Origin of the sequence: Collinsella sp. HCP28S3_B9 (assembly GCF_052066095.1) — a bacterium.
Taxonomy (GTDB): Bacteria; Actinomycetota; Coriobacteriia; order Coriobacteriales; family Coriobacteriaceae; genus Collinsella.
On the sequence record NZ_JBQHST010000003.1, the window covers coordinates 19,931 to 40,373 of the forward strand.

At 60.0% G+C, this 20,443-nt stretch carries 19 protein-coding genes; 8 read left to right on the forward strand and 11 right to left on the reverse strand.

Going from position 1 to position 20,443, the window contains the following annotated elements; translation table 11 throughout:
• Window positions 1-96: 96 nt before the first annotated feature.
• Complete coding sequence (locus tag ACTNBB_RS01460) at window positions 97-1,179, forward strand: putative manganese transporter (RefSeq protein WP_441056283.1); 1,083 nt, start codon at window positions 97-99, stop codon at window positions 1,177-1,179.
• 132 nt (window positions 1,180-1,311) lie between these two features.
• Here ACTNBB_RS01460 and ACTNBB_RS01465 read toward each other — a convergent pair whose 3' ends face one another.
• Both ACTNBB_RS01465 and ACTNBB_RS01470 read right to left on the reverse strand, forming a co-directional pair.
• Window positions 1,312-1,794, reverse strand: coding sequence for a YaiI/YqxD family protein (locus ACTNBB_RS01465; protein ID WP_154515742.1), 483 nt, complete (start codon window positions 1,792-1,794; stop codon window positions 1,312-1,314).
• On the reverse strand, window positions 1,795-2,397 hold the full coding sequence (locus ACTNBB_RS01470) for an HdeD family acid-resistance protein (RefSeq protein ID WP_118099399.1): 603 nt from the start codon (window positions 2,395-2,397) through the stop codon (window positions 1,795-1,797).
• Window positions 2,398-2,630: 233 nt separating this feature from the next.
• Between ACTNBB_RS01470 and ACTNBB_RS01475 the strand changes: the two genes are divergently transcribed.
• The 3 genes from ACTNBB_RS01475 to ACTNBB_RS01485 all read left to right on the forward strand — a co-directional run bounded on the left by ACTNBB_RS01475 (window position 2,631) and on the right by ACTNBB_RS01485 (window position 4,577).
• Window positions 2,631-3,302, forward strand: coding sequence for a nitroreductase family protein (locus ACTNBB_RS01475; RefSeq protein ID WP_441056282.1), 672 nt, complete (start codon window positions 2,631-2,633; stop codon window positions 3,300-3,302).
• A 79-nt stretch (window positions 3,303-3,381) separates the two neighbouring features.
• Window positions 3,382-3,924: a histidine phosphatase family protein gene (locus ACTNBB_RS01480; protein WP_427747436.1), complete on the forward strand. Its 543-nt coding sequence runs from the start codon at window positions 3,382-3,384 to the stop codon at window positions 3,922-3,924.
• 17 nt (window positions 3,925-3,941) lie between these two features.
• On the forward strand, window positions 3,942-4,577 hold the full coding sequence (locus ACTNBB_RS01485) for a histidine phosphatase family protein (protein WP_441056281.1): 636 nt from the start codon (window positions 3,942-3,944) through the stop codon (window positions 4,575-4,577).
• A gap of 127 nt (window positions 4,578-4,704) precedes the next feature.
• Here ACTNBB_RS01485 and ACTNBB_RS01490 read toward each other — a convergent pair whose 3' ends face one another.
• Window positions 4,705-5,394, reverse strand: coding sequence for a DUF1015 family protein (locus ACTNBB_RS01490; RefSeq protein ID WP_441056280.1), 690 nt, complete (start codon window positions 5,392-5,394; stop codon window positions 4,705-4,707).
• 39 nt (window positions 5,395-5,433) lie between these two features.
• The gene (locus ACTNBB_RS01495) at window positions 5,434-6,654 is read right to left on the reverse strand and encodes a M20 family metallopeptidase (RefSeq protein WP_441056279.1); all 1,221 of its coding nucleotides are present in this window, start codon (window positions 6,652-6,654) and stop codon (window positions 5,434-5,436) included.
• A gap of 223 nt (window positions 6,655-6,877) precedes the next feature.
• Between ACTNBB_RS01495 and ACTNBB_RS01500 the strand changes: the two genes are divergently transcribed.
• The gene (locus ACTNBB_RS01500) at window positions 6,878-7,858 is read left to right on the forward strand and encodes a hypothetical protein (RefSeq protein WP_441071005.1); all 981 of its coding nucleotides are present in this window, start codon (window positions 6,878-6,880) and stop codon (window positions 7,856-7,858) included.
• Between the two features lie 347 nt (window positions 7,859-8,205).
• Here ACTNBB_RS01500 and ACTNBB_RS01505 read toward each other — a convergent pair whose 3' ends face one another.
• The 5 genes from ACTNBB_RS01505 to ACTNBB_RS01525 all read right to left on the reverse strand — a co-directional run bounded on the left by ACTNBB_RS01505 (window position 8,206) and on the right by ACTNBB_RS01525 (window position 13,154).
• Window positions 8,206-9,369, reverse strand: coding sequence for a phosphoglycerate dehydrogenase (locus ACTNBB_RS01505; RefSeq protein WP_154515718.1), 1,164 nt, complete (start codon window positions 9,367-9,369; stop codon window positions 8,206-8,208).
• Window positions 9,370-9,438: 69 nt separating this feature from the next.
• Window positions 9,439-10,563: a 3-phosphoserine/phosphohydroxythreonine transaminase gene (gene serC, locus ACTNBB_RS01510; protein ID WP_441056277.1), complete on the reverse strand. Its 1,125-nt coding sequence runs from the start codon at window positions 10,561-10,563 to the stop codon at window positions 9,439-9,441.
• Between the two features lie 135 nt (window positions 10,564-10,698).
• Window positions 10,699-10,881 carry a hypothetical protein gene (locus ACTNBB_RS01515; protein WP_441056276.1) on the reverse strand — a complete coding sequence of 61 codons (183 nt, stop codon included), beginning with the start codon at window positions 10,879-10,881 and terminating at the stop codon, window positions 10,699-10,701.
• Window positions 10,882-11,062: 181 nt separating this feature from the next.
• Entirely contained in the window at window positions 11,063-12,805 is a 1,743-nt protein-coding gene (locus ACTNBB_RS01520; RefSeq protein WP_441056275.1) for a DNA/RNA helicase domain-containing protein, read from the reverse strand.
• Window positions 12,798-13,154, reverse strand: coding sequence for a nucleotide pyrophosphohydrolase (locus tag ACTNBB_RS01525; RefSeq protein ID WP_441056274.1), 357 nt, complete (start codon window positions 13,152-13,154; stop codon window positions 12,798-12,800). Before ACTNBB_RS01525 ends, ACTNBB_RS01520 begins: the two co-directional genes overlap by 8 nt.
• A gap of 115 nt (window positions 13,155-13,269) precedes the next feature.
• Between ACTNBB_RS01525 and ACTNBB_RS01530 the strand changes: the two genes are divergently transcribed.
• Window positions 13,270-13,464 carry a hypothetical protein gene (locus ACTNBB_RS01530; protein ID WP_441056273.1) on the forward strand — a complete coding sequence of 65 codons (195 nt, stop codon included), beginning with the start codon at window positions 13,270-13,272 and terminating at the stop codon, window positions 13,462-13,464.
• Between the two features lie 326 nt (window positions 13,465-13,790).
• Here ACTNBB_RS01530 and ACTNBB_RS01535 read toward each other — a convergent pair whose 3' ends face one another.
• Window positions 13,791-15,392, reverse strand: coding sequence for a potassium/proton antiporter (locus ACTNBB_RS01535; protein WP_441056272.1), 1,602 nt, complete (start codon window positions 15,390-15,392; stop codon window positions 13,791-13,793).
• Between the two features lie 325 nt (window positions 15,393-15,717).
• Between ACTNBB_RS01535 and ACTNBB_RS01540 the strand changes: the two genes are divergently transcribed.
• Complete coding sequence (locus tag ACTNBB_RS01540; RefSeq protein ID WP_441054061.1) at window positions 15,718-16,557, forward strand: metallophosphoesterase; 840 nt, start codon at window positions 15,718-15,720, stop codon at window positions 16,555-16,557.
• A 317-nt stretch (window positions 16,558-16,874) separates the two neighbouring features.
• Here the strand turns inward: ACTNBB_RS01540 and ACTNBB_RS01545 are convergent, their stop codons facing one another.
• Window positions 16,875-18,449: a lipopolysaccharide biosynthesis protein gene (locus ACTNBB_RS01545; RefSeq protein ID WP_441056271.1), complete on the reverse strand. Its 1,575-nt coding sequence runs from the start codon at window positions 18,447-18,449 to the stop codon at window positions 16,875-16,877.
• A gap of 177 nt (window positions 18,450-18,626) precedes the next feature.
• Between ACTNBB_RS01545 and ACTNBB_RS01550 the strand changes: the two genes are divergently transcribed.
• A complete protein-coding gene (locus ACTNBB_RS01550) occupies window positions 18,627-20,198 on the forward strand; it encodes an L-lactate permease (protein ID WP_441056270.1) in 1,572 nt (523 codons plus the stop codon).
• Window positions 20,199-20,443 lie beyond the last annotated feature (245 nt).

The following is a 20,443-nucleotide window of genomic DNA, read 5'->3' on the forward strand; positions in this document are numbered from 1 at the left end:
CAACTATTGGCATCACGCCTAGGACAACTACAATACCCTAGTTGACCGCTAGGACTTTTACAATGCTGCCGAAAGACACGAAAGGTTCCATCCGTCATGGATTTGCTGATTGATATTTTGCTCGACGCCGGCAAGGACACGCTCTCGCTGGTGCCGTTCTTGTTGGTGACATATCTGGCCCTCGAGACGCTGGAGCATGTGGCGGGCGATCGCGTCAACGGCGCCATCAAGCGTGCCGGCGCCGCTGGCCCCGTGGTTGGCTCGTTGCTGGGCATGGTGCCGCAGTGTGGCTTTTCGGCGATGGCGGCAACGCTGTACGCCGGTCGCGTCGTGACGTTGGGCACCCTGGTGGCGGTGTTTCTCTCGACCTCCGACGAGATGCTGCCACTGCTGCTTGCCGAGCAGGTTCCCGTGCAGACTATGGCGATGCTTTTGGCTTCGAAGGCGCTGATCGCGCTGGTCACGGGCTTTATCGTGGATGCCGCCATTCGCGGTCTGCGTCGCAACGCCCGTGCTCATGCGGCGATCCGCCGTACCGTGTTGGGAACCGCTGCCAATCCGGCGCACGTTAACTGCGCGCATGACGATCACAGCGGCGGTGACATCATCGACGAGGTGGCCGAGGCGGGCGTGAGCGCCGACCACATCCATGAGCTGTGCGAGCGCGACCATTGCGGTTGTGATGAAGACGAGGCCGACCGCGACCACGGACATGGCCACGACCACGGACACGAGGGCGAGCACGAACACCACCACGGTCACTCCCACTCACACAAAGGCGCGCCTGTCCTGTCGATTATCCGCAGCGCGATCTCGCACACCGTGCAGGTTTCGGTATTCATTTTTCTGGTGACGCTGATTCTGGTCGCCGTGCTCGAGACCTTCGGCGAGTCCGCGATCGAGCAGTTCCTGCGCGGCAACGAGACGCTCGCTGTCCTGGGTTCGGCGCTTGTCGGCCTCATTCCCAACTGCTCGGCGAGCGTGGTCATTACGCAGCTGTATCTGGAAGGCGCGCTGCAGCTGGCACCGATGCTTGCCGGTACGCTCATTTCTGCCGGCGTGGGTTACCTGGTGCTGTTCCGCACCAACCGCAGCGCCCGCGAAAACGCGGTGTTCCTGGTCATGATGTACGTCATCGGCGCGGGCTGGGGCCTTATCCTTTCCGCCTTTGGCCTCTAAGTAGATGTTTGGGGTATCCCGTAAAAACTGGGGCATGCCTCAAACATCTACCGCCATGACCGGCGTTGGATGCGCGCCAATCGCCAAAACAAAAAGGTAGATTTTTAGGCATGTCCCAAAAATCTACCTTGGTTAGCGGAGCAGGTCGGTGAGGTTGCGCTTAAAGCGGGCGCGGTCCTCGCTGGTGAAGGCTGCCGGTCCACGGGTGCGACCGCCGGCGCGGCGCACCTTCTTTTCTTCGTGACGAATAAACAGCTGCATATCGATGGTGGCTTTGTCGTACACGCGCCCGCGCACGCCGATAGCGGCGGCATCGCGACCGAGCACCATGCTGGCCAGGCCAATGTCCTGCGTCACGACCACGTCGCCCGCCTGCAGACGCTCGATAATGGCAAAGTCGGCGCTATCGGCGCCTACGCTCACGTCGAGCGTTGTGACCCAAAAGCCACGTCGCGCGTGCTCGGCATCGCGTGGGTCGTCACGGCGAATGTGCCGCTCCAGGTTTTGCGTGCTGTTGCCGGCGACAACCACGGCAACACCCGCCCGTCGCGCGCAGTCGATCGACTCACGCGTGACCGGGCAGGCGTCGGCATCAATAAACAGCGTTCGCGGCATCTAGTGCACCAGCTTGCCAAAGCGGATAGCACGAATAACCAGCGTCACGCCAAACACCAGGAGCGCAGCGCCGGTAAAGATGACGAGCATCTTTGCCGACCACAGCGGGTAGATGAACACGAACACGCCGGCGATGATGGAGAGCGCGCCGCTCAGGATGGCGAGGGCACGGTTGGAAGAAAGCTCGGACTCCAGAATCGACATGATGCCCTCGACAATCCAGCCAAAGCCGGCCACGACCACCACAAGCGTGCTGAGCGTCGCGGTCGAAAGCGCCTGGTTGCGCAGGATCACCACGCCGCCCAAGATGATGAGCAGGTTGGCGAGGATACTCGTGACGCGCCAGCCGGCGGGCAGCAGCGGCTCAAAAATGGCGGTGAACAGCCTGACGCCAGCCGTGATCACAAAGTAGAAGCCCAGTACGGTCGTCAAAAAGACGAGGGTCTTAGCGGGTGCAAACAGCAGCGCGATGCCGGCGATGAGTGCGATGACACCCGTGGCGGCGTAGATCCAGCGCACGGCTTTAATCGCCTTGCCTGCCATGCTTTTCTCGTCAAATCCAAACAGACTCGATTGTTGGTCGTCATTCTTAAAGATGCCCATGAGGCCTCCTTTCCGTACGGCGTAAGCCGTGATCGTTACAACCAGTATCGCCTAAAGGCGCTGGCGTATGGGCCGGGGAGGGCGAAACGCAACTCAAAGGCCCCGATTTGTTTCCGTTGTTCCCCACGTCGCGATTTTCTATTCAACAGGTGTAGAACATTGCAGCTCTGTTCGTTATTGCCTGCGTTTTAGGTTAGATTTTCCTAAGAACAATTGGCTTTTTGGGGGTCCCTATGAACGAAGCAGTTCCCGCGGCGCCGTCGAGCGCCGAGTCGATGGCAAAGCAGGGTTGCGAAAAGCTTGGCCTGGATGCGTTTGATGCGCTGGTCCGTCGCGCCCGCACATGCCGCCGTTTTGACGAGTCCATGCGCGTGCCGCGCGAGTTTTTGCTCGAGCTGGCAGAGCTGGCGCACCTGGTCCCCTGTGGCGCCAATGCTCAGCGCTTGCGTTTTCATGTGGTGAGCGGTGCCGAGGACTGCGCTCGCGTGTTTGACGAGCTCGCATGGGCCGGGGCGCTCAAGGACTGGCCGGGTCCTGCCGAGGGCGAGCGTCCGACCGGCTACATTGCAATTCTTGCCGAGCGCACCGTTCCCGGCAAGCCCGCCGCGCCTATCACCGAGGTCGACACGGGCATCGCGGCTCAGACGATGATGCTCGCCGCGCGCAGCGCAACGCCCGAGGTGGCGGCTTGCATGTTCAAGGCCTTTACGCCCCGCGCGATCGATGCGATGGGGCTCGACGGCGACAAGTACGAGCTCAAGCTGATCATGGCTTTTGGCGTGCCGGCCGAGACCCAGGTTATCGACGCGATCGATTCCAACCCCGACGGTTCTATTAATTACTGGCGCGACGAGGCGCAGGTGCATCACGTGCCCAAGCGTCCGCTTGCCGACGTGCTGGTGTAGTTGCGTCGTTGCGGCGCGATCCGGCGGCAAACCACCACAAAGGTGCCTGACCCTTTGTGGTGGTGCGAGGGGAGGGCGTGTGTCCGATCTGTATTTGGTTCGGCATGGGCAGACCGAGCTTAACGTGCAGAACATTTTGCAGGGCTGGCAAGACTCGCCGCTCACGGAGCGCGGGCGCGAACAGGCACTGGCGACGCGCGCGGCGTTTGAGGCGCGCGGCATCTCCTTTGACCACGCGTATTCGTCTCCGTTGGGTCGGGCGCGCCACACGGCCGAGCTGATCGTTGGCGAGGATCTTCCCATAGAGCCGGTCGATGATTTGCGCGAGTGGCGCCTGGGCACGCTGGAGGGCACATCAAATCGCGATATGCCGCCGCAGCCCTGGGGCGATTATCCGGTGGCCTTTGGTGGCGAGTCGGAAGGCGAGCTTCGGGCGCGCATGGTCGCGGCGCTGTCCCGTATTATGGCCCGACCGCAGCACGATCGTGTGCTTGCGGTCTCTCATGGCTCTGCCTGCCAGGAGTTTCTTAGATGCGTGACCGGCGGGGGAGAGCAGCCCGACAACGGTGCCGTGCTTCATTTTGGCTATTGCGACGGGGCGTTTTCGCTCCTTGATTGGTAACGAACGAAAGGACCCCTATGAACAAAGATCTGTATCTGGTCCGTCATGGACAGACGATATTCAACCTTAAACGCATTATTCAGGGGTGGAGCGATTCGCCGCTCACGCAGTTGGGCTGCGAGCAGGCGGCGCGTGCCGGTATGTTCTTGCGTGCGCGTGGCGTTAAGCCCGATCACGCCTACACCTCGACGCTGCACCGCACCGAGCAGACTATCGCCAGCCTGTGGCCGGGCCTTGCCTACGAGCGTCTGGATGGCTTGCGCGAGTGGTTCTTTGGCGACTTTGAGGCCGAGCGCGTGATGCTGATGCCCGAGCGTCCGTGGCGTGACTTTTATCGTCAGTTTGGCGGTGAGGGCCAGATGCAGGTACGTGAGCGCATGGTGACGACGTTGACCGATCTTATGCGACGTCCGGACCATTCGTGCGTGCTCGCGGTGAGCCATGCCTCGGCCATCAAGGAGTTTTTGGACCACTCTAAGGGAGCGGCGGCCGACGAGCGCGAACGCGTGCCGGGCAACTGCTCGGTTCTGCATTTTGCGTTTGACGATGCAACCGATACGTTTGAACTGGTCGAAGTCTTTACGCAGGAGGATTACGCGCGTGAGCTGGGGCTAGAGCCGCTCGTGGCGGCAGCGGGCCCGCGGCGTGGGTAGCGCGGGCGCGGCGATGCGGGTCGCCGGCGTAATTGTTTGATGCGAAAGGGGCGGGGATGCATGCGCATGTATCCCCGCCCCTTGCTTGTTGAGCTGCCGAGTCTTTGTGCTGGGCGTTTAGGCCCCGTTAGAACCGTGAGATCTGGTGAGTGAGCAGACCCGTCGGAACCTGCGGCGCGCCGCCGCTGACCTGCGCGGCGGGGAACAGCACGGCCACGGTAAAGTTGAACGGCTCTTTGCCCGTGTAGGTGCCGGCTGCGCGGGCCTCGTCTGCCAGCAACTGCGACGCCCCGGTCAGAGCGGCGGCGTAGGCGGGGTCATCGGCCAGCGCCGGCTCCGGTGCCTGATCGAGCATGGCTCGGATGGCGGCAACGGCGTCCTCGCGCTTGACTTCCCATACGCGATGCGTAATGCCGGCGGGGTCGGTGACGGCGTAGAGCGACGCGCCCTCTTTGGCGGCGCCCAGGATGATATCCATGACGGGCGACGCCTCGTAGGCGAGCGATACGGGGCGCGGCTGCACCTTGAGCTCGGCGATTGTACGGGCGGCGGCGAGTGCGTCGACGCTCTCGGCGGCGGCCTCGTCGTTACCCGTCAGCACGTTAACCGGGCAGATCGCCACAACGCCCGTCACGCGCCCTGGCTCTCCGGAGCATTCGTACACGTAATACGCCGCACCCGGATCCTTGAGCATGAGCCCATCGGCAATCGCACCGCGCAGGGCTTCGTTGTTACTCAGAATGCTGTCCATCGCAGGCAGCGCCTCGAGCGCACGGTCCTGAGCCGGGCGGATGCAGGGAAACGGAAGAGCTTTCATGGACAGTCCTAACGCGCGAGTCGGTTTGTTTGCGGCTTATTATGCCCCAACTTGGCTATTCGCGCCCCAGAGCGTGTTGTCGGCGAGCGCGATCAGCACCCGCTGGCAGCGAACGATATCGGCGTGGGGCACATATTCGTTTGGCTTATGCGCGAGCGCGAGCGAGCCTGGGCCATAGCTCATGCAGTTGCGGTTACCCGTCTTGCCGGCAATGACGGCAGTGTCGGTGTAGCCGGTAAAGAAGCCGACGGTCGTGTCCGCGCCTGTCACGTCATCGGCGGCACGCTTGAGCGCGGCTAGAAGGGGGGAGACCGGATCGCGCTCGATGGCGGGGCGGTCGCCTGTCACGGTATAGCTTCCATGGCAACCGGGGACTGCGGCTTCGGCGTCGGCGATGGCCTGCTCTACCATGCGCGTCGCGGCGGCCGTATCGGTCGGCGGCGTCAGGCGCATATCGACCCAGACCTTGGCGCGGTCGGGCACGACATAGGGGCGATAGCCGCCCTCGATCTGTCCAAACGTAATGGTCGAAGCCCCCAGCTCATCATGCACGGGCAGCGCCGCGAACGCATGGCGCAGCGCACAGACGGCCTCGGCCATGGCGGCGACGGCGTCGGCGCCCTTCCAAGGCTGGCTCGCATGCGCCGTGACGCCGGTCATCTCGATCTCGAACCATGTGCGACCCTTGTGCGCCACCTGAATCTGTCCGTCGGTGGGCTCGGTGTCCAGCACCCATTCGCGCGAGCCGACCCAGCCGGCATCGATGGCCGCCTCGGAGCCGCGCATAAAGTCCTCTTCGTCAACCGAGCAAATAAGCGAGAAGCCGCGGTGGGGCAGCTCGCCCTCTGCCGCCACGCGCTCGAGCGTATGGACCAGTGCGGCAATGGCGCAGGCCAGACCGCCCTTCATGTCGCAGGCGCCCCGGCCATAGAGTTTGTCGTTGCGCACGGTCGCCCTGAGTGGCGGTGTGTCCGCGTTCCAGCCATCTCCTAGGGTGACGGTATCCATATGGCAGATGTAGACGAGTCGCGCCTCGTCGCTCACACCCGGCACGGTGACCATAAGGTTGCGGCGCCCGGAGAGTACTTCGAGCTCTGCAATCTGCACGGCATCGAGCGCAGGACTATCAAGCTGCGCCAGCTGCTGTTCAATGAGCCTCTTAATGAAGTGTTCGATCTCGCCTTCGTAGGCGCCCGGGTCCGAGCTATCAATCTTCACGAGCTCCTGCGTAAGCCGCCAGGCAAAGTTCTCATCAACCATATGCAACCTCACAATCAGTTTGCTTCCAAAACCGATTGTAAGCCACCTGGAAGATTCGCGACGTGTGCGTAGCAGTATTAACCGTTCGCAGGCCGAGCCATCGCGTTTGGCGTCCGGGCAGGCTCACAAACGACGCAATGGGTACGTATCCTTCATGGATGACATGCTGTGCGACATATCTGCCTTTCGGTATCACCGGATACCTCCACAGGTCTTGGCAATAATGCCGGACCTGCCCGATTCTGCGGACGATCCGCGCAGGGAGCATCTTTGTGAGCACCCGCTCGTCAAGCATTTCCTGGGCACTCCGCTACACGTGTTGGCGCAGGGCGTCTGCGGGCGCAAGGGCGGTCGAATTGTCAGGCATGTCTGGAACGGGGAGAGGCCGTTTGGCTCCGTGCGACAGACAGAGTTTGGCCTTGATGTTGCGTCCCCGCTCTTTACCCTGCTGACCCTGGCTTCCTCGGTCTCAAATGAGCGCCTGATCATGTGCATGTATGAGATGTGCGGCACCTTTGCCGTGTGCAAGATTGCGCCTCAGGTAAAGTCGGCACTTGAGCAGGCATATGGGGGCCGGTGGGGTGACGCACGGTCGGGCTGGGAAAACGTAAAGGATACCTCGGGGAATCCAACGGACCTGTGGAAACGACCGCCCTTGATTGAGCTCTCTGAACTAACCGAGTACGTCGATAAGATCCAGGGGCTCCGCGGTGCTAAATCGTTCACGCGTGCCGCGAAATGCATTACGGGGGTTGTGGCATCGCCGCTCGAGGTTCAGGCTTCGATGCTGTTTGGCCTTACGAGGTTGCGCGGCGGCGAAGGGCTGCGCCTTACCAATAACGTCGAGATTCGCATGACGCGCAGCGCCCGCCTGATTTCGGGGCTTGATAGGCGCTACGCCGATATCCTGCTGTCAAATAAGGACGGCAGCAGAGAGTGCCTGGTTGAATGTCAAGGTAAAGCCATTCACGGATCCATAGAATCCAAGATCTCGGACTCCGATCGAACGACGGCCCTTCAAGCGATGGGATATCCTGTCGTTCTGATGACCTATGGTCAGCTGGTCGACTCCGATGCCTTCCGCGTGGTGATGGAACTCATCATGTCCTATCTCGATGTGCCGTTGAAAGACAAGACGCCGCGGCAGCAAGAGCTCGAACGGCGGCTTCGTGAGGAGATTTTTATCGATTGGGCGGGAATGTAGCCGTGCGGGTGGAAAACGGTCGCGTGAGCTAGGGTTTGGTTACGAAAAGGCTTCAATTTCGCCTTTGGATGGCCCTAAAAATGCTATCTAGAATAAGTTGTTTCGGAAAATGGACAGTCAACTTAAATTTGGCATATAGAGATCGATTTTTACCTACTAAAGTCCCTGATAAAGCTGTTTATCAGAGCAGGTGCGCTCAGTGATTTAGGCATGACTGTCGATTATCCGAAAAAACTTATTCTGGGTAGCATTTTCAAAACCAGCCGGAGCAACGAAATCGGCCCCCGTTTCGCGAAAACGGGGGCCGAATGAGCTTCATTGCCTGTCTGGCAGGCTTGGCGCCGACGCTATTTGATCACACGTACGCGATACATCGAAGGAATCTGCTTGAGCGCCTCGATGGTGCTGCTGTCCAGGTGCTCGTCGGTGTCGAACATGGTGTAGGCGTTCTCGCCGGCGGACTCGTTGGTCATACGCTGCACGTTGGCGTTGTCCTTGGCCAGGATCGCCGTGATCTGGCCGATCATGTTGGGCACGTTGGCGTGCAGACAGGCGATGCGGCTCGCGGCGCGCGCCTTGCCCATGCTGCAGGCGGGGTAGTTGACGCTGTGCGCGATGTTGCCGTTCTCCAGGTAATCCTTGAGCTCGCTGATGGCCATATCGGCGCAGTTGGCCTCGGCCTCGCCGGTGCCGGCGCCCGAGTGCGTGGTGATAAACGTGTTGGGCATCTTGACCGTCTTGGGCGTGGCAAAGTCGCAGCTAAACCAGCTCAGCTTGCCCGCGCGCAGGGCTGCGTCGACGGCGTCCTCGTCAATGATGGTCTCGCGCGCATAGTTGATGAGCACGGCGCCCGGGGCCAGCAGGTCGATCTGCTCGGTGCTGATCATGCCGATGGTGTCGGCCTTGCTGGGCACGTGCACGGTGAGGTAGTCGCAGCCGCGGCAGAGGTCCTCGAGCGTGCCCACGCGCTGCACCTCGCGGCTCAGCACCCACGCGTGCTCGACGGAAATGAACGGATCGTAGCCGTAGACGTCCATGCCCAGGTCGACGCAGGCGTTGGCGACCTTGGAACCCACGTTGCCCAGACCGATGACGCCGATGCGCTTGCCCTTGAGCTCACGGCCCACAAAGGCCTTCTTGGCCTTCTCGGCATCGACCTGAATCTCGGGGTCGTCGGCGTTGTCGCGCACCCAGTTCATCGACTGCACCACGCCGCGGCTCGAAAGCACCAGCATGCCCAGAACGAGCTCCTTGACGGCGTTGCTGTTGGCACCGGGGGAGTTAAAGACGACGACGCCCTTCTTGGCGTACTCCTCGATGGGGATGTTGTTGACACCGGCGCCGCAGCGGGCGATGGCGCGGATGCCCTCGGGCAGCTCGTAGCCGTGCAGGTCGGTGGAGCGCATCAGGATGGCGTCGGCCTCCTCGGCGGTGCCCACAAACTCGTAGCCCTCGCCAAACTCGACCTTGCCGTCTTTGGTTATGTCGTCGATGGTTTTGATCTTGCGCATGAAAAACTCCTTAGCGGGTTTGTTTATAACAAGTGGTTTGAAGTGGCTGGTCGGCCCGCGGATTGCGGGCTAGTTAGATCGCGGACTCAAACTATGCTGCGCTTCGAAGTCCTTCATGTACGAGGCCAGTGCCTGCACATCTTCCATGGTTACGGCGTTGTAGACGCTCGCGCGCATGCCGCCCACCAGGCGATGGCCCTTGACGTTTTGAATCTGGTGCTCGGCCGCGCCTGCGACAAAGGCCGCGTCGAGATCGGCGTCGCCGGTGCGGAAGGTGACGTTGGCGATGGAGCGGCTGCCGGCCTGTGTGGTGCCATGGAACAGCTCGCTGTGCTCGAGCAGGTCATAGAGCAGGTTGGCCTTGGCCCAGTTGCGCTCGGCCATGGCGGCTAGTCCGCCGGTTTGCTCCACCCAGCGGAATACCTTGCCGCATACGTAGATGCCAAAGGTGTTGGGCGTGTTGAGCATGGAGCCCTTGGCGGCCTGGGTCTTAAGGTCCATGTACTGCGGCGTCTGCGCAAAGGCGGGGCCATCTGCGATGAGGTCGTCGCGCACGATAACCACGGTCACGCCCGCGGCGCCGGCGTTTTTCTGCGCGCCGGCGTAAATGAGCCCGTAGCGCTCAACGTCGAGCGGCTGCGACAGAAAGCAACTCGAGACATCGGCGACCAGCGGCACATCGCCGCAAGCGGGCAGCTCGTGGTACATGGTGCCAAAGATGGTGTTGTTCTGGCAGATGTAGACGTAGTCGATCCCGTCGCCCGCGGCCTCGGCGGCAATGCGCGCGTTGATATTGGCCATGGCGGGAATGCGGTCGAAATTGGTGTCCTCGGAGCTCGCGAGCAGCACGGCCTCGCCGCACTTGGCGGCCTCCTTGTACGCCTTGTTGGCGAAGTTGCCGGTCACGACGTAGCCGGCGCGGCCGCGGCGCATGAGGTTCATGGGGATGCCCGCAAACTGCAGCGTGGCGCCGCCCTGCAAAAACAGGACACGGTAGTTGTCGGGGATGCTCAGCAGGCGGCGCAGGGTTGCCTCGGCGTCGTCGATGATCTGCTGGTACATGCTAGATCGATGGCTCATCTCGAGCACGGACATGCCGCAACCGCGGTAGTCCATCATCTCGTCGGCGATCTCGGCGAGCACGCTTGTAGGCAGCGCGGCCGGGCCAGCTGAGAAGTTGTGCACACGTGCCATCTTCTAGTTCCCCTCGTAGTCGTTTGAACGTTCGGGATACTTTAGCACAGTGGAGCGCCCGGCGCGACCGCATCACGGTAAAACTCGACTGCGCCGCTATGATTTACAGGATGGTTACATGGGGGAGGGGTGACCTTACCTGATGGCTCGCATCCGATCTGCCTCTGCTTTTGCCTGCTTCCAAGGACGCACGCGGCCGTTGACAAGGTCAGCGTAGCCGCGGGCGATGGAGTGCTGGACTCGTGCCCGCTCGTCGCTCGAGTTGATCTTTTCTGGGCGGCGCCTTGATTTGTCGGGGAATGCGGGCAGTTCGTTCATGAAACAGCCTTTCAAAAAAGAAAATGCCGGGGGGATCCCCCGGTCCTTGACTGCCCTCCATAGCGGAACGCAGCTCTTTTATACCATGCTGTGGTTGTCTAGCTCAAGTATAAAACACGAAAATATGTTCGTGTGTTTAACGTTTGAGTAACGCCTTAGATTTACGACGTCTGTCCTGCGTCTAAATCACCGGGATATACCGCGACAAATACTCCTTGAGTGCGGGGTCGCACACATAGAGATACGTTCCCAGCATGCCACGCGTCATGAGGACATAGTAGGCGTTGACGATAATCTTCCGTAGCTCATCTTCGCTCGCCTTTTTCTTTGCGACAGCATCTTTGAAGTTCGCTTTGTTAACGCAGACGGCTCCTTTATCGGTGTCGTAGTAAATGTCTGGCCCCAGAATGACGAATCCGTAATTGAGGTCGTAGCCCTGCACCGTGTGGATGCATCCAACCTCGTTGACGGCGTCGGCAGAATTAACCCAATCCTTTTGGGTTGAGTTCCAGCGTTTGGGAATGCCCTCGATGACGATGTCGAAAGCGTCTTTGTGTTTCTTCGTTTCCCACTTCCACGCAAAACCTGCCGTCATGCGGGATAGACCAACTTCTTCTTCCTTGGCTTGCTGCAGGGAACAGAAATCCTCAAATCGGTCGACGATTCCAAACTGGTATCTGGGGATATCGCTGTCCGGATCCCCGGCTCGCGAATCGTAGGGCTCCGACGAAAAGAGTTCGTTGAACTTCATGCCGGTATGCATATACGCCTTGTTGTTGAGTAAGTCATAGACAAAATCGAGGTATTCGTCACCACCGCGTACGCGCATTTGTGTGCTTAGGCCGAACTCTTCAGTTTCAATGCCCGCTTCTTCGAGCTGATTGAGTCGATGCTCAAGGCCGTCTCGATTGAGGCCGGATGCCCTGACTTGCTGCTTGGGGTCATAAAACAGATATGCCTTGTCGCAGCATTTGAATATCCAGTCAACTTGGTTGCTCGTATGTGGGAGGCCGAGACGATCGCAGGTGTTATAGAAGGCCTTGATGCCGGAGCCCATGCTTAGATAATTACCTAGTCGATGTGCTTCGTCGACAAGCAGGATGTCATACCGATCGTTTTTGGTAACATCGCTGGGGCTCAAGATATCGCCAGGCTTTAACCCTGGAAGGAAGTGCGTGAGTTTCCTGAGGGTCTTCTTCAGGGAATCCATGGGGGTGACAAAACCGACTCGCAGGCCGGAAAGGTTGGGCTCATTTTTTATTTTGAACATGAGACTGATGGCGAGGATTGTTTTACCTGTTCCCGGTGCGCCATTCACGACGGTTATACGTTCTCTTTTTGAGCCGCCATGTTTTGCGTCTTCATGCTCCTGTTCGAGACGTTTATAAATCGTCTCGATCGTTTCGTATTGGTCGGGCGTAAGCGTCTTGAAAGGCGAGAACTTGAACAGATCGGAGTTCTCGAGCTCTTCAATCGGATGAATCGCGTAGTTTTCTTCGCGAAGCTTTGTCCAGAGGTCTCGGAACTTCTGGCGATATTGAGGCCGCTCAAAATAATCGAATTGGGCATAGCCGTTGTTGGCATTGGTGACCTGGTATTTTTCGTCGGCACAGAACAGTTCGATGAGCCTGTTTTCAAACTCAAATGTCGCTGATTGATTGAATGTAGGGTTGTCGATCAGAAGTGTTCGATCGAAATCCTTGTCCACGTTTGCAGCGTGTTGTTTCATACGGCGCTGGTAGTTGGTTGTTTGGCCGATGTATGCCGTCTTGTTACTGCTGTTGGTAAGAATGTAAAGGACGGGCCAACTCTCGTCATGATGGGCTCCAGGCTTTGGCGTGCCAAAGTCCTGAAGCGATTCGCTTGTCTCAAAGGGTTGGGGCAGGGGAAGCGTGTATTGCCGAAGGGCGAACTCATTACTCACGGTGGCCCGCCTTTCTGTATTCGTTGGATGATGCGTTGATGGGGTAGCGCTCGCCATTGCGTTTGAGTTTGGACGAGAGCGCAGCTGGGAGATCGATTCTATTTAAATCGGCAAAACGCAGGAGGAAAAGAAGCATGTCGGCAATTTCGTCTTCGATGGCTTGGCGTTGCTCGGTGTCTTCGAACATTCCTGCAATGCGCTCGTCGCTCATAAAACGAAAGAGCTGAAGGAGCTCGGAGGACTCAGTTACCATGCCGATGGCAAGCTCTTTTGGCGTGTGATATTTGCGCCAGTCGCGTGCATCACAAAAGTCCCTGACTTGTTCCGTCATGGCATCGAGCTTATCCATCGTCCTCAACCTCCCTGATGTTCATTGTTTTATTATGGCCGTATCTGGGGTTTATTGCACATCATTTGGGATGTGAGGTTTGTTTGGTCGCGATTGCCCGGTAGGAGGTTTCACCATGAAGATCGACGTTGATGTAGACCAGCTGCGCGAGAGTCTGCTCGATCGCGCGGGGAGTGCAGCAGGCGTGGGCTTTCCGGCTGCCATGCTCGACGTGATGGATATCGAGGACGAGTCGCCCCAAGAGCTCCTAGCCCGAGCCGAACGCGAAGGCCTCGACCTCCGTGATTTTGCCGCGGGCGACGATGACTAGGGTAGCTAATTTGAGACGGAGCGTCTGCTCCCGCAGCTGCGCGAAAATGCATGATAAGCCGTTCCAATGGAGCCTAATGAGGTCGCGACCGTTCTATTTTGACCGCACGCCGGCTAAGTGAGTAGGCTTTATTGGAAATCCCGAGCACACGACTAATTTGCTTCAATAAACCCGCAGGTCACAGACTTGTACTTTGGTGACGTGGTCGGCGATTCGGTAAAAGTCTACTCACTTAGTTTTGAGAGGCGCTAATTGTTCGCAACGAGACCCCAGCCGGGGCGATTGGTGCTCAAATGTAGTCAATTCGGGATGGCTGTCCCTTGCCGCTACGACGCCAGCGTGGCGATGACGGCTTTGTCGCCGGCGTATATATGGGTGTTGCCGTCGGGGATGATCGTTTGGCCGTCGCGCTTGAGCATCACGACGATAAAGGGGTGCTTGCCTTGTGGCACGTCGCGCAGGCGCTGGCCGGCCAGACGCCCGTGGGGAGTCACGGTGACCTCGCGCAGCGTAACCTCGGCACGCTCTTCAAACGTCGGGGCAGCCATCACCAACAGGTCACCTTCCTTGATCACAGTATCCCCGTTGGGAAGTACCGGATGTGCACCGTCGCGCAGCACCAGGACGACGAGCATGTTCGTAGCGTTGCCAATATCGGCAAGCGAGCGCCCGGCAAACGGATGCCCCGCGCCAACCTTGAGCTTAACAAACGACATGCCGTCCTCGTCGCGGTAGTCGTTAAACGTGCGGCGTACATCGCCTGCCGCATCGATCATGTCGAGCTTTTTCGCCACCGCCGGCAGCAGCGAGCCCTGCACCACAATGCTCGACACGGCAATCACAAACACCAGGTCAAACAGGTCGTGACCGCCGGGAACGTCGGCCACCACGGTAAAGAGGCTAAAGACGACCGAAGCCGCGCCGCGCAGGCCCGCCCAGCTTACGAGCGCAACCTGGCGAGGACTCGTCTTAAAGGGCGCCAGCAGCAGACCGACGGCGACGGGGCGGCTCACAAAGAGCATAAACGCCATGAGTACCAGGCCCGGTAGCAGCATTTGCGGCAGGCGCGCGGGCGTCACGAGCAGGCCGAGCAAAAAGAAGATGGTCATCTCGGCCATCTCGGTAAGGGTGTCAAAAAAGTGCGCCATCTCGACCTTACCGGTGATGTCGCTCGCGCCCAGCACAATGCCTGCCAGGTATACAGCCAAAAAGCCGTTGCCGCCCAGGTAGCTCGGCAGCGCGTAGGCGACGATGGCCACGGCGAACAAAAAGATGGTCTGCGCGCCCTCGGCCGTTGCGTGTGCGCGCTCGATCAAGCGGCCCGATGTCCAGCCGATGGCAAGGCCCAGGCCCACACCCAGGATGATCTGCTTGGCCAGCAGCACAGGGATGTTAATGTCGCCGCCCGCCGCGAGGGTCGCGAGCACCGCGGTGAGCATGTAGGCGACAGGGTCGTTGGAGCCCGATTCGACCTCGAGCAGCGAGTCGGTGCCGCCCTTTAGCGACAGGTTGTGCTCGCGCAGCACGCTAAAGACACTCGCCGCATCGGTCGACGCCACGACCGAGCCCAGCAGCAGACCGCCGATCCAGTCGAAGCCCAGTGCGAAGTGCGCAAAGGCGCCGGTGATGCCGGCAGTGGCGATGACGCCGAGCGTGCTCAGCAGCACTGCGGGTACGGCGACAGGTTTGGCGCGGTCGATGTTGGTGTTAAAGCCGCCGTAGAACATGATGAACAGCAGCGCCGTGCTGCAGACGGTTTCGGTGAGTGCGTAGTCGCTAAAGTCGATGTGCGCCGGCCCGTTGACGCCCAGCAGCATGCCCAGCGCGATAAAGATGAGCAGGGTGGGGAAGGGGAGCTTTTTGCCGACGGGTTTGATGGTCAGGCACAAAATGATGACGAGGCCAATAAACAGAAGGATCTGGTTCATGGATAGTGTCCGCTCCTGGGTGGTTGGCGTGGCACGGTCAGTTATCTGCGGTTATTTGTACCCAAAGGTGGTGGGTTTATGGGGGCGGATTTCGGGCGTGCGCGTTTTCGACACGAGGTTGCGGCGTGTGCGACGTTGGTCGGGGAGCAGCTGCCAGCGGTGCACCGTGAACGGCGCGCGCGGGCGTGCGGCTGCTAACGACCGTTGGCGACGCGTGACCCTTCCCAGCTTTATTGCAACGGAGTACAATGGGTAACGTTTAAGTTCAACTTGAAGTTTTAGTTGTGGCTCCGGGCTTCGGCCGTAATGCAGGGAAAGGCATTCCATGGCGATCTATGTGACATCCGATGCTCACGGGCACGTGCGCGCGCTGGACGAGGCCCTTTCCAAGATCTCGCTGGCGTCCGACGACACGCTGTATGTGCTGGGCGACATGATCGATCGCGGCCCCGATCCGGTCGGCGTCATCAACTTGGTGCGATCGCTGCCCAACGCTCGCGTGCTTAAGGGCAACCACGAGCAGATTATGCTCGACGCGATCATCGGCCAGGACCCGCTCGATGCCGAGACCTGGGATATCAACGGCGGTTGGACCACGCGCCAACAGCTCAACGATATGGAGTTTGAGGCATACGAGGAGCTGGTGCGCTGGGCTGCCGCCCTGCCACTCTATGCGGTGGCAGAGACTGCCGAGCGTCCGTATCTGCTGGTGCACGCCGGTATTCAGACCGAGGCGGCGCGTGCGTTTTTGCTTGAGCATGGTGTTGATTGCGGTGACGGCAGGGGAGCGGTCGATGCCGATAGCGAGTTGCTGCAGCAAATGCTCGCCGTGCAGTCGTCCGATGACTTGCTGTGGATTCGCCATGGCTATTGGGATGCCCCGACGGGGCTGCTATCTGCCGAGGGCAAGGGTCCGGTCGTGGTGAGCGGCCACACGCCAACGGTGTCGCTGGGGCGCTATTGCGAGGTCGGCGGCCTGGCAGGGCTCGATGAGGAGTCGGGCCGCGGACAGATTGTGCGCCTGGGCGGCGAGGATACCGCCGGCGTTCCCGACCGCATCGACATCGACTGTGCCGCCGCCACCGGCTCCGAGTTCGGCCGCGTAGGCATTCTGCGCCTGGACGACGGGGCCGAGTTCTATGCAAACATTCTCCCTGGCGAGTAATCGGTGCAAAGGGTAGCTAATTTGGGACGGGGCTTTTTTGACTACTTTTGCCCTTCTGCCCATCAAATGATTTTTCTGGGACGGGGATTAAGTAATCATTTGGCTGCCCGCTGGCTAAGTGAGTAGACTTTTTTGGAAATGCCGAGCACCCAACATGTTTGCCTCAATAAAACCGCAGGTCACAGACTTGTGCTTTGTCGGTGTGGTCGGGGATTCGGTAAAAGTCTACTCACTTAGTTTTGCGTGATGTATATTGTCCGCAACAAGACCCCAGCCCGGGTAATTCCATCGCAAATTCCGGTGGCCGAGGCAGCTAATTAGACACCGTACGGGTTGCGGGCTCGTTCTATGCGCTGGCGAATGTGGGCGTACTCGACAATCAATAGCACCAGCAGTAGGGCCATGATGAGCAGGTAGCTCACGACGGCACCCATCAGCCCCAGTAGGTTGATGAGGACCATCGGTACCACCACGCTCACGGCAAAGCAAATGAGGTAGATCTTGGTGACATCGCCGGCGTGGCGCAGCACTGTGATAATGGCGTAGATAAAGTCGATGGCTGCGGTGATGCCGCCGGCGACGACCATCAGCAGCGCCAATGTGCGGTAGCGTTCAAAGTTGAGGCCGTACATAAAGCTCATAAGGGGAATGCCGGGGCCTGCCATAAACGCGGCGCATGCGCCAGTGAAACCCAAGATCAGCGCCATGACGGCGACAATAATTAAGTCAAAGCGGCGACGCTTGCACGGGTTAGCCCAAATGCTCGACAAACGCAAGAGCTGCGGTTTATAGATAAAACCAATGCTCAGCAAAACGGCCTGCGCCGGAAAGAATAGGGCATTAAAATACAGCTGATATTTGTAGGCCAGCGTGCCTTCCATCACAAATTTGGGCATGCTCTCGATAAGGTTGAACAAAAAGAGCGCGCCAAAGAGCGGGGCGCACTGCGCAAAAAGGCGGCCGACTTCGCGTATGCTCACGCGACGCGATTTTTCGGTCTCGAGTAGGGCGAGTGGGGCGGTGACCAGCACAAGCGAGGCGATCGCTGTGACACCCATAGCCATGGCCGCGATGGGCATGCTGCGCGTGAGGAACAGCGCCGCGCTAAAGACCGCGATGACGCCGGCGGAACGCAGCGTTTGGCTCATGCCGGCCAAATAGAGCTTGTCGGCCTGCTGCAGGCGGCCCTCGTACACGTCGGCGATGCCGTCGATCACCTTATAGAGGTAGACGCCCAGGCCGATCGTCGCCATCTGCGCGTCATAGCCGCGGGCGCTGCTGTACATGAGGCCGCAGCCTAGGGCGAGAGCTCCGCAAAGCCAGCGGTTGAGCTGGTAGGAGGCAAAGGACGTCTTCTCGTCGATGTCCGAGACCTGAAAATTGCGCACGCCGTAGTTGCACGCGATCATGATGAGCGTGCCGGTGACAAAGGCGATGGAGAACTTGCCGGCTTCTTCGGCGCCCACGAGTTGCGTGGACACGATAGTGAGCAGCGGAAACGCCATGCCCCACACGGCGGTGCCGAGGGTATTCCAAAGGTAGTCGCGACGGGTGGCGTGCTCCTCGTATTCGGCTTCCTGCATGGAGAAGCCGCCGCCGTAGACGGCGCCGAGCAGGCGGTTCCACCAGGCGTTGACCATACGGCGGACGGGACCGGGCTCGCGATCGCGCTCGCGCCGACGACGCGTGGCTTGGCCGCTATTTGGCCCGCCGGCGTTACGCTGACTCAGCTCCTGGATACGCGCGAGCTCCTCGGCGGTGTGCGATGCGGGGAACAGGCCGTTCTCGATGCGGCCGCCCTGCCCGTGTGCCCCGCCCGATACAGCGGGGTTGTCGATGCCGTTGCGGCGGGCGATGGCGCGGCGGATGCTATCGAGGGGCGTGATGCTCAAGGCGGGTCCTTTCTATTGCTGCGTTCTAGTATAGACGCGACGGTGTCACTCATGTTTTTGAACGGATTGTTCAATATTTTCGGGGGGCGGCAGTAAATTGTCGGTGAGCGTGCGGTATCCTGTTGAAGTTATGTGATACCACGATGCCGCCCGCGCGGCACCAAGGAGCTTCTACCTATGGACGTCGCCGCATTCTTGCTGGCTCTTGTGCCGATCATTTGGCTTGTCGTGATGCTGCTGTGCTTTAAATGGCCAGCTTGGAAAGCCGCCATCGGATCGTTTGTCCTTTCGTGCGTGCTTGCCTTCGCATGGTGGCACCTGCCGGCAGCGCAGATCGCGACCGCCTCGCTCGAAGGCTTTTTGATGGCCCTGTGGCCCATCGTTTTGGTAATCATCGCCGCGGTGTTCACGTATAACCTGTGCGTTCGCACGGGCGCCATGGACGTGATCGGCAGCATGATCACCTCCATCAGCAGCGATCGCCGTCTGCTGGCGCTGCTTGTGGCCTGGTGCTTTGGTGGCTTTATGGAGGGCATGGCCGGTTTTGGCACCGCCGTCGCTATTCCCGCCGGCATGCTCGCGGGCCTGGGCTTTGAGGCCGTGCCCGCCGTGCTCATCTGTCTGCTGGCCAACGGCGTGCCCACGCCCTACGGCTCCATTGGCATTCCCACGGTGTCCGTTGCCGGTCTGGTGGGCCTGGACCCGCTGCATTTGGCGACCGTTCAGATGGTGCAGTTGGCGCCTTTCTTTGCGATGATGCCGCTGTTTATCGTGCTGGTTGCGGGTCGTGTCGCCGATGACCAGGGTAATGTTGCGGGCGTTGCCGAGCGCCTGAACGGCGTGGCGGGCATCGCCGTGCTCTCCGGCGTGTCCTTTGCCGGTGCGGCGCTTGTCGTTGCTATGTTTGTGGGTCCCGAGCTTGCCGTCGTCGTCGGTTCCATCGTTTCGCTCGCGCTGACAGCTGCGCTTGCCATGCGTGCCGAGAAGTCGGGGCATCTGGACGCACGCTTCCACATGAATATCGAGGCTGGCGAGCAGCTCACCGCTAAGTCGGCGCTTTCGGCTTGGTCGTGCTTCATCCTGATCTTTGTGCTGCTGTTGGGAACGTCTAACCTGGTGCCTGCCGTGCATGCTGCGCTCGCACCGTTTGCGAGCCAGGTGCAGGTGTATTGCGGCGAGAACCCCGGCACGCTCACGTTTTCGTGGATCAACACGCCGGGCGTCTGGATTTTCCTGGCGGCGTTTGTCGGCGGCGCCATTCAGGGTGCTTCGCCGCGCATGATGGGCAAGGTACTGGCCGCGACGGTCAAGCAGATGATGCCGACGGTCATTACCATGCTTTCGGTTCTGGGCTGTGCCAAGGTTATGGGCTATGCGGGCATGATCTCTTCGATCAGCGCGTTTTGCATTGCGGTCGCCGGTGGCCTGTACCCGGTTCTGGCTCCGTGGATCGGCGCGGTCGGTGCATTCGTGACCGGTTCGGGCACGTCTTCTGGCATGCTGTTTGGTCCCATCCAGAGCCAGGCTGCCACCGCGCTGGGCGTGAGCGACTACTGGATGGTCGCGCTGAACGCGCTTGGCGTCGCTGCCGGCAAGATGATCTCGCCGCAGACGCTTGCCATCGGCCTGGCCGCCGTGCACGTGCGCGGCAAGGATGCCGAGCTCCTGGGCGCCGTTCTGCCCTACGCCGCCGGCATGCTGGTCCTCATGAGCGCCATCGCCATGCTCGGCCAAGGCCTGCCGCTATAGTTGGCACTTAGGGACGCTCCTTTTGTGCCGGCATCCGGGGACACTCCTTGAATGTTGCCTGTTCAAGAGTGTCCCCAACGACTCGTCGTTTAAGAACGTCCCCAATGACTAGGCCGCTTGCCTGGGATTTTTGACCGTTGGGCGGGCTTGCCGCCCTTGCCACAAAAACGTTTTTGCATATCGGGTACAACGGGCTTTACGTGAGTAAAGTGCGCGCCGCGCCCGCGTGACGCGCTTTTAAAGGA

Bases quoted from the DNA above. Each gene is read 5' to 3' on its own strand.
- serC (WP_441056277.1), bottom strand. From the start codon at position 10,563: ATGGCACGTGTGCACAACTTCTCAGCTGGCCCGGCCGCGCTGCCTACA.
- ACTNBB_RS01515 (WP_441056276.1), bottom strand. From the start codon at position 10,881: ATGAACGAACTGCCCGCATTCCCCGACAAATCAAGGCGCCGCCCAGAA.
- ACTNBB_RS01525 (WP_441056274.1), bottom strand. From the start codon at position 13,154: ATGGATAAGCTCGATGCCATGACGGAACAAGTCAGGGACTTTTGTGAT.
- ACTNBB_RS01530 (WP_441056273.1), top strand. From the start codon at position 13,270: ATGAAGATCGACGTTGATGTAGACCAGCTGCGCGAGAGTCTGCTCGAT.
- ACTNBB_RS01540 (WP_441054061.1), top strand. From the start codon at position 15,718: ATGGCGATCTATGTGACATCCGATGCTCACGGGCACGTGCGCGCGCTG.
- ACTNBB_RS01500 (WP_441071005.1), top strand. From the start codon at position 6,878: ATGCCGGACCTGCCCGATTCTGCGGACGATCCGCGCAGGGAGCATCTT.
- ACTNBB_RS01490 (WP_441056280.1), bottom strand. From the start codon at position 5,394: ATGAAAGCTCTTCCGTTTCCCTGCATCCGCCCGGCTCAGGACCGTGCG.
- ACTNBB_RS01475 (WP_441056282.1), top strand. From the start codon at position 2,631: ATGAACGAAGCAGTTCCCGCGGCGCCGTCGAGCGCCGAGTCGATGGCA.
- ACTNBB_RS01550 (WP_441056270.1), top strand. From the start codon at position 18,627: ATGGACGTCGCCGCATTCTTGCTGGCTCTTGTGCCGATCATTTGGCTT.
- ACTNBB_RS01505 (WP_154515718.1), bottom strand. From the start codon at position 9,369: ATGCGCAAGATCAAAACCATCGACGACATAACCAAAGACGGCAAGGTC.
- ACTNBB_RS01485 (WP_441056281.1), top strand. From the start codon at position 3,942: ATGAACAAAGATCTGTATCTGGTCCGTCATGGACAGACGATATTCAAC.
- ACTNBB_RS01465 (WP_154515742.1), bottom strand. From the start codon at position 1,794: ATGCCGCGAACGCTGTTTATTGATGCCGACGCCTGCCCGGTCACGCGT.
- ACTNBB_RS01535 (WP_441056272.1), bottom strand. From the start codon at position 15,392: ATGAACCAGATCCTTCTGTTTATTGGCCTCGTCATCATTTTGTGCCTG.
- ACTNBB_RS01460 (WP_441056283.1), top strand. From the start codon at position 97: ATGGATTTGCTGATTGATATTTTGCTCGACGCCGGCAAGGACACGCTC.
- ACTNBB_RS01470 (WP_118099399.1), bottom strand. From the start codon at position 2,397: ATGGGCATCTTTAAGAATGACGACCAACAATCGAGTCTGTTTGGATTT.
- ACTNBB_RS01495 (WP_441056279.1), bottom strand. From the start codon at position 6,654: ATGGTTGATGAGAACTTTGCCTGGCGGCTTACGCAGGAGCTCGTGAAG.